Genomic DNA, 11,041 nt, shown 5'->3' with positions numbered 1-11,041 from the left:
GTCGCGGGCGTTGCCGCACTCACGGCACATCAATTGACCGAGGCGACTTTGCGCGGCGACCACGCCTTCACGGGCCGGCTGCTTGAGCAAGCGCCCGGCGAAATGCTTGACGTTGGTGCTGTGTCCCAGGCGTGGGCTGTCGAGCAACCACAGGGCAACCTTCAAGGAGAAGCGCTTGGGTGCGGTAACAGTCTGTGGGGTGTCGGTAACAGGAGGTGATACTGAGCGAAACTTCATAAAGCACTGTGGGACAGAACGGAAGGCGCGCCACTCTACTCTTTTTTTCGTACAGGTAAAGCTGAAAAAACCGTGCACGCCCGTTCTAGAGCAAGCGCTCGGGACAATCCACAGAAGCTGTGGATAACTCAGTGGACAACCCACCTTTAACTCGCGCAAAGGCCCATGGAACGGGGCTCGCAGTCAAACTGACGATTTTTTCACCAATAAAAAAAAGCCAGATTTTTCATTGACTTAAATTTCCATTGCAGGCAAATGCCGCTCCGGCGACGCAGTTGACAGCCCGGTTACACACCCCGCAACTAATGTGCACAAGTACCGTTCCGATGGTTATATCCCCGGCGTTTTTTGAAGCGACCGGCTTAGAAAATGTTACCGCCGACGCAAAACAGGGACTTTTCAAATCTTTACCGGCTCGCCACACTGCCCGACGGGCAACGCAACGCTGGGTAGGTCGATGAAAGGAATTCTGTTATTCGCCGTGTTGTTACTGGCCATCTGCGCCATCTCATTGGGGATCAATGTCGCGCTGCCTTCCCCGGATGGGGCGCTGTTTGCCATCGCTATACTGCTGTCGGCCGCTTTCACGGCTGTAAGCCTGTGCATCGAGTTGGGTGAAGGCCGCATCAACGATATGGGCGATGTGATGAAGGCGGTCGAGACCGGCCAATCACTGCGCCTGACCCTTGCCGCCTATGGGCTGGGCTGCTCGATGGCGGCGGCCATCACCGTATTGGTCTACCGCAGCCTGCTGGGCAGCTGATTGAAGTTTTTTTGGCTAACACACTTCCCTTACCTGTTTCAATCCGTTACTATCCGCGGCGTTAGTACCAAGCTGAAAGTCAATTCTGGTCGAACAACTCCCCTGAACAACACGGGATCGACCACCTCGATGGTTTCCAGGTATCACTTGCGACGACACTGCCTTTGAACAAGCAAAGGGTGTTGCGAAGTTTCCATACTCTGACCGAACCAACCTGCAAATTGATCAGGATCTTCACCCTGGGCCCAGAACCTTTGCCCCTGTTGTGTTGCCTGCCCTCCTAAGTACCTACCTGCCAGCCTAAGCGCGCCTAACTTATTAGCGCTTCAAACTGGCTGCTTTGTTCCAGTCGGGTTCTTCGTTTGATCAATGGTGATCAACGTTACTGGAACGTTTTAACGTTGCACGGTTCTTAATCCGTGTCATTTGTAGGAACACCAATAATATGAACGCTCAAATCCATACTCAGGATGCCATTCGCACCCTCACCAATGCTTTTGCTCCAATGAACTGCCTGATCATGGCCGCTCGCAAAGGCTGCTTCAGCTTCACCCTGGTCAACGAACACGGCATCGCTCGTCACAGCGAACGCCTGTACCCCGATCAATACTCCAGCGCAGAACCGCTGCAGGCCGTGATCGAGCGTACCCGTCAGGCACTGGTTGCCTGATCGACCCGAGTCGCTGAAACACAAAAAACCCTGTTTAAAACACAGGGTTTTTTATTGCCCGCGATTTGAGTTTTGAGGAGATTCACTAAGTTCAAATCGATATAAACGTTATAACTGGATGAATAAGATGTTTTAAAAACAGTCCTTTACATCACGAATATGACACTACACTTCAACTCAAGCGGCATGATCCGCTTGCGGCGAGCCTGAGATCCGATCCACTGCTGCCAAGCCCCCTCCTTCTCAGGCATCGCCGACCACTTTCACGGATTGAGGCTTGTATGGGTATCGCTGCCAGTGAATTGTGTCGTTATGTGATCCGGCCAACGTTGATGTACCTAGGTCGGCAGAGTCCTACGGCTGAGTCTCTGCTGCTGGGTATCGCCGCCAGCCAGTCGGAATTGGGTTCAGCCTTACACGATCGACGCGGCCACGGCCTGTACAGCATCACCGAACCCCGCCATCGCGCCTTGTGGGACACCTACCTTGCGCTCGACCCGGAACGTGCCAGCCTGGTACGCGGCTTGGCCAGCCAACATGCGTTCCTCAGCGCGCCCCAGTTGGAGCTCACCGTTAACCTGCGTTACGCCACGGCAATCGCCTGGCTTCTGGTAGAACAACACAGCCCCGCACTGCCGGCGGCCGGCGATGTTTTAGCCATGGCACGTATCTGGAAAGAAATATTTCATCCGCAAGGAAGGCTGCGCGATTTCACTCAAACCTGGCAAACCTGTGTTTCACCCATGAATCACGCGGTTTGCTGACCGGGCAATTTGCAAGATTCGTCAAAAACGCTGAATTCTGGTCGGATTGTCCTACAAAACCGCTCTATCTCCGACATTACAGCCTATAGCGCGATGTTAATTTTATTGGTACTTTCCGCAGCGGTGATCACCACGGAGTTCTAATAATGAAAAAAGTAATGCTCAAGACCACACTTAGCCTCGCCGTTGCCATGGCATCCTCCCAACTGTTCGCGAGCGGTTTCGCACTGAACGAACAGAGCGTCAGCGGGATGGGTACGGGTTTCGCAGGTCGCTCCTCTTCTGCCGATGATGCAAGCACTGTTTACGGTAACCCTGCCGGTATGTCTCGCCTTAATGGCCAGCAGATCACGGGCGGTGTTGCGGCGATTGATGCATCGACCAATATCAAAGATGCGAAGGGCCTTCCAGGCGGCTCCAACAAAGGCGACATGGTTCCGTTCACCGCGGTGCCGTTCGGCTTCTACACCAACAAACTCAACGATCAGTGGGCCATCGGCTTTGGTGTGTATGCACCATTCGGCCTGGTGACCGACTATGAAAACGGCTTCCAGGGCCGTGGTTTCGGCAGCAAGAGCGAAGTGAAGGTCATGACCTTCCAGCCGACTGTCAGCTATGCGTTCAACGACAAGGTATCCATCGGTTTTGGCCCTACCATCAACCGGATTTCCGGTGTGCTGGAGTCGGACAAGACCCTGAGCCTCACGCAGCCCGACACCAACGTCAAAATCAAAGGCGATGACACCGCCATCGGCTTCAACGTTGGTGTTTTGGTCCAGGCCACCGACACCACCCGCGTGGGCCTGACCTACCACTCCAAGGTCAAGTACAAGCTTGAAGGCCACACCGAGGTGTCCGGACCTCCTTTGACCCAGGGCTTCCTGCGTAACAACCGTTACGACGCCTCGTTGAAAATCGAAACGCCGGAATCCTACGATCTGTCGGTCACTCAAGACCTGACTGACGCCTGGAAACTGTACGGCGGTGCAACCTGGACACGGTGGAGCCGCCTGAAAGAGATCACCGTCAACAACGAGGGTGTGACTGCGGCAAACGGTGGTGCCTTGGCCCCAACCCGTATCAGCAGCATCACCGAAGAGCAGAACTGGCACGACACCTGGGCTTACGCCGTGGGCACTTCGTACCAGTTGACCAAGCAGGTTGTACTGCGTACCGGCCTGACCTTCGATCAGTCGCCCACCAACAACAAAGACCGCTCGCCACGTATTCCTACCGGCGACCGTACAATCTTCAGTGTTGGCCTGGGTTACAAAGTGATGGATAACATGACGGTCGACCTGGCTTACTCCTACCTCAAGGAAGAAGACATCAAGGTCAATAACACGTCTGCGCCGTTCAACTACAGCGCCAAATACGAAAACAGTGCCAACGGTTTCGGCCTGGGCATGACCTACACCTTCTGATTCAGACAGGTGTAAAAAAGCCCCGCTCTCCTGCACAGGAGGCGGGGCTTTTTAGTGACCGACGTTCAGGGCTTGGACGCTATCGCCGCCTCAACGGCCTTGATCAGATCCGGGCTGTCCGGCTTGGTCAGGCTGGAAAAATCACCGATCACCTTGCCCTGGCGATCCACCACATACTTGTAGAAATTCCACTTCGGCGCATTGCTCTGCTGGGCCAGCACCTTGAACAGATTCACCGCATCCGGCCCCTTGACCTTCTGCGGCTCGGTCATGGTGAAGGTCACGCCGTAGTTCACGTAGCAGACCTTGGCGGTCTCCTCGCCGGTCTTGGCTTCCTGCTTGAAGTCATCGGACGGCACGCCGATCACTTCCAGCCCTTGATCCTTGTAGCGTTGATACAAGGCTTCGAGGCCTTTGAACTGCGGCGCGAAGCCACAGAAACTCGCGGTATTGACGATGACCAGAGGTTTACCGGCAAAACGCTGACACAGGTCGATGGACTCCTTGGCGCGCAGTTTGGGCAATTGGCCTTCAAGCAAAGGTGGGCAATCGGCAGCCAACGCCACACCACCAAAAGCCGCCATCAGCACAGGTACAGCCAGCCAGCGCATCTGCATGTCGAAACGTCCTTTCTAGAGTTCAGGGATCGAACTTAACAGATCGACATACCCAGTTGCATCAATGCCAGCCCACCACGCTGCCAGCCCCACCATGCCAGCACCAGCAGGATCAGCCCCGCAGTGATCAATAAACCCCGTGCTGTCAGGCTCATGCCGCCTCCATTTGCGCCTGCAAACGCGCCACCGGCCGCTCGCGAACCGGCCAATTGAGGGCGGCTGCAAGCAGGCTCAACACAATGGCACCCTGCCAGATCAAATCGTAGTTACCGGTTCGATCATAGACCACCCCGCCCAACCAGCCGCCGAGGAACGAACCGATCTGATGGAACAGGAACACAATCCCACCGAGCATCGAAAGATTTCGCACTCCAAACAAGGTGGCTACGGTGCCGTTGGTCAGCGGCACGGTGGACAACCACAATAAGCCCATCGCCATGCCGAACAGATAGGCGCTGATTTGCGTCACCGGCGCCCACAGGAACAGCACAATGACCACCGCGCGCAACAGGTACAGGCCGGTGAGCAAGCGCGGCTTGGACATACGCCCACCCAGCCAACCGGCGGTGTAGGTTCCGACAATGTTGAACAGGCCGATCAACGCCAGCACCGTGGTGCCCGTGCTGGCCGGCAAGTGCTGATCCACCAGATAGGCCGGCAGGTGCACACCGATAAACACCACCTGGAAACCACAGACGAAAAAGCCAAAGGCCAGCAACCAGAATCCGGAGTGTCCGCAGGCTTCGTGCAAGGCCTCGCGCAGGGTTTGCTGCCCGGCCAGCACTGGCAGCGGCCGGTCCTTGAGCATGCTGACCAGCGGCAAGATCAACGCCACCATCAGGCCCAACACAAGCAGTGCTGCCGACCAGCCCAGCCAACTGATCAAGCCCAAGGTGCCGGGCACCATCGCGAACTGGCCGAATGAACCGGCGGCACTGGCGATGCCCATGGCCATGCTGCGTTTTTCCGGCGCCACGGCACGGCCGACGACGCCCAGAATCACCGAAAACGAGGTGCCGGACAGGCCGATACCAATCAGCAGACCCGCGCTCAGCGAAAGCGACCACGCGGAATCGGACAAGCCCATCAACACGAGACCCACGGCGTAAAGCACCCCGCCGACGAATACCACTTTGGTCGCGCCGAAACGGTCGGCCAACGCGCCGGCAAATGGCTGCGCCAGGCCCCAGATCAGGTTCTGCAACGCAATTGCCAAGGCGAATGTGCCTCGGCCCCAGCCGAATTCACTGCTCATCGGCGCCAGAAACAGGCCGAACCCGTGTCGAACGCCCAGCGACAACGCCAGGATCAGCGCACTCCCTACAAGGATCCAACCACTGGTGCGCCACATCGAGGTCATTTCTTATTCTCCGCTCGCGGGTATATACCCGCTTATATTCGAACAAACTCGCCTTCAGGCGAGTTCATCCAGCAAGGCCAACAAGGTTTCGCGTTTATCCGCGCCGAGTTGATCGATCAATTTCTGTTGCGCCGCTTCCCAGGCCGGCAACGCGGCGGCCAGTCGTTCTGCACCGGCGTCGGTCAGCAGCACCAAGCGATTGCGCAGGTCATTGCCCTCGACCAACTGCACCAGCCCTTCGCACTCCAACACCCGCAAGTTACGCCCCAAGGTGCTGCGATCGAGCCCCATTGCATCCGCGAGGCTTGAGATGCTCGGCTGATCGAGACGCTGCAAGTTGCACAGTAAAGAATACTGGGCAACGTTGATCCCGAAGCCGTCGAGGGCGCCGTCGTAATGCCTGCTGACGCCACGGGCGGCACGTCGCAGGTTGGTGCATAAACATTGGGAGGCAAGCATGGAACGTGTATATACCCGCGATTATGGAAATGCAAGAAAGTGTTACAGCGCCAGGCCGACCAGTACGACGACTTCCAGCAGCTCCAACAAGGCCCCAGCAGTGTCGCCGGTAGTGCCGCCGAGGCGATTGACCATCAACTGGCGCAGCCCCATGAAGCAGATCGCCGCCAGCAGCACCGCAATCCCACCGCTGACACCTGCGATAAGAATGCAGGCCAGGCCACTGAGGATCAGCACCTGTTGGCCGACAAGCCGAGGTAGGTGATCCGACAATGCCTGACCCAATCCACCTGCGCGCACGTAACGCGTGGTCAGAAACAACGCCAGCATCGACGCCCGCCCGATCAGGGGCGCCAGAATCAATGCAGCGCCGTTGTGCTGTTCGATCAAGGCTACCAAGGCCGTGAACTTGAGCAACAACACCAAGCCCAGGGTGACCACCGCAATCGGCCCGCTGCGCGGGTCTTTCATGATGGTAAGGGTGCGCTCACGGTCGCCGAAACCACCGAGCCAGGCGTCAGCGCTGTCCGCGAGACCGTCCAAGTGCAAGCCACCGCTGAGCAACACCCAGGCCGTCAGCAACAGCGCGGCATGCAGCAACAGCGGCGCGCCCATCAGCGCCGTATTCAGGCCCCACAGCAGCAGCCCGAACAGCAACCCGACCACCGGATAAAACAGCAAAGAGCGCCCCAGTTCCTGCGGCTGCGGCATACCCGGCAAACGAATCGGCAGACTGCTGAGAAATTGCAGCGCGATCCAGAACGGCAGCATCGTCAGATTCCTTCCTTCAATACGCCATCGGCGCAGACCTGCAAGCTGAACAGGCCACCATGGCCGACTTCGACATTCAGCAATTGCTCGCGAGGCAAACCTCGGGCCTGGGCCAGCAGCAAACGCATCACCCCGCCATGACTGATCAACAGCACGCGCTCACCGGCATAAGCCTGATGCAAACGTGAGACGGCGCCTAAAACCCGTTCGGAAAAATCCCTGACCGGCTCGCCTTCGGGTGGCGTGAAGCTGTAGGGGTCGGCCCAGAACAGGCCCAGGCCTTCGGCGTCGGTCTCCATCAATGCCGCCGCGCTCTGCCCTTCCCAGGTGCCGAAGTGCAACTCTTGCAGGTCCTTCTCCAGACTCACCGGCACCTTCAGCCGCGCCCCCAACTCATCAGCGAACCGCGCGCAGCGTTGCAGCGGCGAACTGACCAGCCGGTCCCAAGGCCCCTGCGCGACCACGGCGGCGCGCATCTGCTCCCAGCCCCTGGCGGTCAGCGCATCGTCCAGGCTACCGCGCAGGCCGCCGCCCAACTCGGTTTCGCCGTGGCGCAGCAAATCCAGGTGCAAGGTCATGCCGGACGATCTGCCACGGCCGCCTCGGCAAACGTCGCCATCTGCCCGTGCAGTGCACACGCCAGGCGCAACAACGGCACAGACAATGCGGCGCCGCTGCCTTCGCCCAGGCGCAGGCCCAATTCCAGCAAGGGCTGTGCATCAAGGCTTTGCAGCACATGACGATGGCCCGGCTCGGCGCCGCGATGGCCGAACAGCAGCCAGTCGCGGCAGTCCGGATTAAGGCGTGTAGCCACCAGCGCGGCGACCGTGCAGATAAACCCATCCACCAGCACCACCACGCCTTCCTGGGCACACGCCAGATAAGCCCCTACCAACGCGGCAATCTCAAAGCCGCCCAGGTTGAACAGGGTGTGCAGCGCATCACCGCGCTGCCCGGCATGCAACGCCAATGCACGCTCGATCACAGCAACCTTGTGGCTGACACCTGCGGCGTCAAGCCCGGTACCGGGCCCCGTCAGGTCACTGACCTGGCAGTCGAGCAACGCACACGCCAACGCACTGGCGGCGGTGGTGTTGCCGATGCCCATCTCGCCGCCGATAAACAACTGCGCACCGCTTTCACGGGCGCGCAGCACGCTGTCGCGACCCGCTTGCAGCGCCAGTCGGCCTTGGGCACTGGTCATTGCCGGGCCATTGACGAAGTTGGCAGTACCCGCACCGATATTCAGGTGACGCACGCCCGGCAGGCTCAGCGACGGGTTGACCGTACCGAGGTCGACCACTTCCAACTGCGCCTCCAACTGCCGCGCCAAGACACTGATGGCCGCGCCACCGGCGACAAAGTTATGCAGCATCTGCCCGGTCACTTCCTGGGGAAACGCCGACACACCTTCGGCAACCACCCCATGGTCGCCGGCAAAAATGGCAATCCACAGCTGATCAACCGTCGGTTTGACCTGCCCCTGCAAACCGGCCAATTGCACCGCCAGCGCTTCCAACTGGCCTAGGGAACCGGCCGGCTTGGTCAACTGCTGCTGGCGCGCCAGGGCCTGTTCGTACGCCGAAGCGTCAATCGCCTTACAAGGGTTGAGCCACCAGGTGTCAGTCATAACACAGTACCTTTCAAAGTCAGGGGCAGGCCGGCAACAGTCAGGACAACACGCTGACACCGCTCGGCCAAGGCTTGATGCAGCCAACCGGCTTCATCCACATAGCGGCGAGTCAATTCGCCCAGCGGCACGACACCCATTCCGGTTTCGTTGCTGACAAAAATGATTTCCCCCGGCAGCGAAGCCAGGGTTTGCAACAACTCATCACGCTCGAACACCAGGCGCTCGGCGTCTTCGAGCATCAGCAGATTGGTCAGCCACAGGGTCAGGCAATCCACCAGCAGGCAGCGACCGACGGCAGCGTTCTCGCGCAGGACCCGGGCCAACTCGACAGGTTCTTCAATCAGCCCCCAGTCATCAGAACGACGCTCGCGATGCAAGGCAACGCGGGCATTCATCTCGCCATCAAGCGGTTGGCTGGTGGCGATATAAATGACGGGCAATGCACTATCCACAGCAAGCTTTTCAGCAAGGCGGCTTTTGCCAGAGCGAGCACCGCCCAAAATCAGCTGAAGCATGAAACACCCCCAATCCGCCCACCAAACCACAATGCGAAGCGAGTCGCTCTTGATCTGGCTTTTGATCTGAGATCGCCCCGTAAACCACGCTGGCCGAACGCGGGCTTGAATCCGTGGGTAACCCGGCAGGACGCCGGGTTAGCCGCTGTAAGAGCGGAACCATAAGCGGCCGTTACCGCACCAATGGATATGTACACCGAAAGACCGCTATCGGGGGCAAGCCCCCTCCCACATTTGAACCGTGTGTACACCATTAAACCCCACACAGTTTGCGCAACAAATCGGTGTCCAAGTGGTTCTCCACCAGATCCGCCAGCCGCTCGATATCGCGCTCGCGCAGGGCGTGATAATCCACGGACTGCACATCCTCCAACCCCGCCCAGCGCAACAACGCACTGCACGCAGCCGGCGTTTCGAACAAGCCATGCAAGTAAGTACCAAGAATCTGCCCGTCAGCACTCAAAGCCCCATCACGGCGCCCATCGTCCAGCCTTACAGCCGCATGAGACAACGCATCCCCCGACGTCACCCCCGCATGAATCTCATACCCACTGACCTCTGCATCCTCCAGCACCAAGCGCCCGCGCACATTACGCAGCTGCTTCTCCTCTTCCAGAGTCGTGCTGAACGCCAACAACCCCAGCCCATCACTCGACCCGGCAACCCCTCCAACCCCAGCGGGTCATGCACCTGCTCACCCAACATCTGCAACCCACCGCAGATCCCCAGCACCTTGCCGCCATAGCGCAAGTGCCGCGCCACGGCGGTATCCCAGCCATTGGCACGCAGATACGCCAAGTCACTGCGCACACTTTTCGAGCCCGGCAAGATAATCAGGTCGGCAGCAGGGATCGCCTGACCCGGCCCGACAAACTGCAAATCCACTTGGGGATGCAGGCGCAGCGGGTCAAAGTCGGTGTGATTGCTGATGCGCGGCAACACCGGCACCACCACCTTGAGCACCTGCGCCACCTTGTCGATCTGGCGCTGGTCAATGCCGTCTTCGGCTTCCAGGTGCAGGTCCATCACGTAGGGCAACACCCCCACCACCGGCTTGCCGGTGCGCGCTTCCAGCCAATCAAGGCCCGGTTGCAGCAGCGCGATATCGCCACGAAAGCGATTGATGATGAAGCCCTTGACCCGCGCCTGTTCACTGGGCGAAAGCAACTCCAGGGTGCCAACCAGATGAGCGAACACACCACCGCGATTGATATCGGCGATCAGCAGCACCGGGCAGTCCACCGCTTCGGCGAAGCCCATGTTGGCGATGTCGTTGGCGCGCAGGTTGATCTCTGCCGGGGAGCCCGCGCCTTCCACCATCACCACCGGGTAGGCTTGGCTCAAACGTGCGTGGGAGGCGAGCACCGCCTGCATGGCGATGGCTTTGTAGTCGTGATAGGCCACGGCGTTCATGGTGGTCACCGCACGGCCATGGATGATCACTTGGGAGCCCGTGTCGCTGTTGGGCTTGAGCAGCACCGGGTTCATGTCGGTATGGGGCGCCAGGTTGGCCGCTTGCGCCTGCACGGCCTGGGCGCGGCCGATCTCGCCGCCTTCGGCCGTCACGGCACTGTTGAGCGCCATGTTCTGTGGCTTGAAGGGCGCCACTGCGATGCCTTGGCGCACCAGCCAGCGGCACAGCGCCGTCACCAGGGTACTTTTGCCGGCGTCGGACGTGGTGCCTTGCACCATCAGCGTACTCATGAAGCGTCCTTATAGGCGACCAGGGCGGCGTCGAGGCGCAACCAATCGGCTTCGGTGTCAGGCAGGCCGAAGCGCAGGCTGCTGTCGTGGACGAACAGCCGCAGCAGAATGCCGCGCTGGGCCA

General features: G+C 59.2%; 12 protein-coding genes and 2 pseudogenes. 4 read left to right on the top strand and 10 right to left on the bottom strand.

The annotated features are described in order from the left end of the window. A partial coding sequence (locus IQK56_RS14765; protein ID WP_193901746.1) for a sel1 repeat family protein occupies nucleotides 1-237 on the bottom strand: 237 nt, incomplete at its 3' end. A gap of 457 nt (nucleotides 238-694) precedes the next feature. On the opposite strand from IQK56_RS14765, the gene IQK56_RS14760 reads away from it, so the two are divergent. From IQK56_RS14760 to IQK56_RS14745, 4 genes are all read left to right on the top strand, one after another. Then, nucleotides 695-1,000 carry a hypothetical protein gene (locus IQK56_RS14760; protein WP_122307926.1) on the top strand — a complete coding sequence of 102 codons (306 nt, stop codon included), beginning with the start codon at nucleotides 695-697 and terminating at the stop codon, nucleotides 998-1,000. A 445-nt stretch (nucleotides 1,001-1,445) separates the two neighbouring features. After that, nucleotides 1,446-1,670 carry a hypothetical protein gene (locus tag IQK56_RS14755; protein ID WP_003175353.1) on the top strand — a complete coding sequence of 75 codons (225 nt, stop codon included), beginning with the start codon at nucleotides 1,446-1,448 and terminating at the stop codon, nucleotides 1,668-1,670. 281 nt (nucleotides 1,671-1,951) lie between these two features. Then, nucleotides 1,952-2,434 carry a hypothetical protein gene (locus IQK56_RS14750; RefSeq protein WP_122307927.1) on the top strand — a complete coding sequence of 161 codons (483 nt, stop codon included), beginning with the start codon at nucleotides 1,952-1,954 and terminating at the stop codon, nucleotides 2,432-2,434. Between the two features lie 146 nt (nucleotides 2,435-2,580). Beyond that, nucleotides 2,581-3,858 (top strand): OmpP1/FadL family transporter, encoded by a 1,278-nt coding sequence (locus IQK56_RS14745; RefSeq protein ID WP_122307928.1) that lies wholly within the window; start codon nucleotides 2,581-2,583, stop codon nucleotides 3,856-3,858. A gap of 65 nt (nucleotides 3,859-3,923) precedes the next feature. Here the strand turns inward: IQK56_RS14745 and IQK56_RS14740 are convergent, their stop codons facing one another. From IQK56_RS14740 to IQK56_RS14700, 9 genes and pseudogenes are all read right to left on the bottom strand, one after another. Then, nucleotides 3,924-4,475, bottom strand: coding sequence for a glutathione peroxidase (locus IQK56_RS14740; RefSeq protein ID WP_122307929.1), 552 nt, complete (start codon nucleotides 4,473-4,475; stop codon nucleotides 3,924-3,926). Nucleotides 4,476-4,626: 151 nt separating this feature from the next. Then, nucleotides 4,627-5,826 carry an MFS transporter gene (locus IQK56_RS14735; protein ID WP_183140532.1) on the bottom strand — a complete coding sequence of 400 codons (1,200 nt, stop codon included), beginning with the start codon at nucleotides 5,824-5,826 and terminating at the stop codon, nucleotides 4,627-4,629. Between the two features lie 63 nt (nucleotides 5,827-5,889). After that, nucleotides 5,890-6,294 (bottom strand): MarR family winged helix-turn-helix transcriptional regulator, encoded by a 405-nt coding sequence (locus IQK56_RS14730; RefSeq protein ID WP_099584085.1) that lies wholly within the window; start codon nucleotides 6,292-6,294, stop codon nucleotides 5,890-5,892. A gap of 42 nt (nucleotides 6,295-6,336) precedes the next feature. After that, nucleotides 6,337-7,065, bottom strand: a complete 729-nt coding sequence (locus IQK56_RS14725) for an adenosylcobinamide-GDP ribazoletransferase (protein WP_150760407.1) — start codon at nucleotides 7,063-7,065, stop codon at nucleotides 6,337-6,339. Nucleotides 7,066-7,067: 2 nt separating this feature from the next. Then, complete coding sequence (cobC, locus tag IQK56_RS14720; protein WP_122307932.1) at nucleotides 7,068-7,643, bottom strand: alpha-ribazole phosphatase family protein; 576 nt, start codon at nucleotides 7,641-7,643, stop codon at nucleotides 7,068-7,070. After that, the gene (gene cobT, locus IQK56_RS14715; RefSeq protein ID WP_122307933.1) at nucleotides 7,640-8,695 is read right to left on the bottom strand and encodes a nicotinate-nucleotide--dimethylbenzimidazole phosphoribosyltransferase; all 1,056 of its coding nucleotides are present in this window, start codon (nucleotides 8,693-8,695) and stop codon (nucleotides 7,640-7,642) included. The genes cobC and cobT overlap by 4 nt, the downstream gene beginning before the upstream one ends. Next, entirely contained in the window at nucleotides 8,692-9,213 is a 522-nt protein-coding gene (cobU, locus tag IQK56_RS14710) for a bifunctional adenosylcobinamide kinase/adenosylcobinamide-phosphate guanylyltransferase (RefSeq protein ID WP_193862573.1), read from the bottom strand. The genes cobT and cobU overlap by 4 nt, the downstream gene beginning before the upstream one ends. A gap of 253 nt (nucleotides 9,214-9,466) precedes the next feature. Next, nucleotides 9,467-10,917: pseudogene (locus tag IQK56_RS14705) on the bottom strand (cobyric acid synthase). Continuing rightward, nucleotides 10,914-11,041 (bottom strand): annotated as a pseudogene (locus tag IQK56_RS14700) (threonine-phosphate decarboxylase); the annotation flags it as partial. The pseudogenes IQK56_RS14700 and IQK56_RS14705, both read right to left, overlap by 4 nt.

Origin of the sequence: Pseudomonas cyclaminis, assembly GCF_015163715.1 — a bacterium.
Classification (GTDB): Bacteria; Pseudomonadota; Gammaproteobacteria; order Pseudomonadales; family Pseudomonadaceae; genus Aquipseudomonas; species Aquipseudomonas cyclaminis.
Note: the sequence above shows the minus strand (reverse complement) of the source record. Positions and strands in the feature narration are given on the sequence as shown.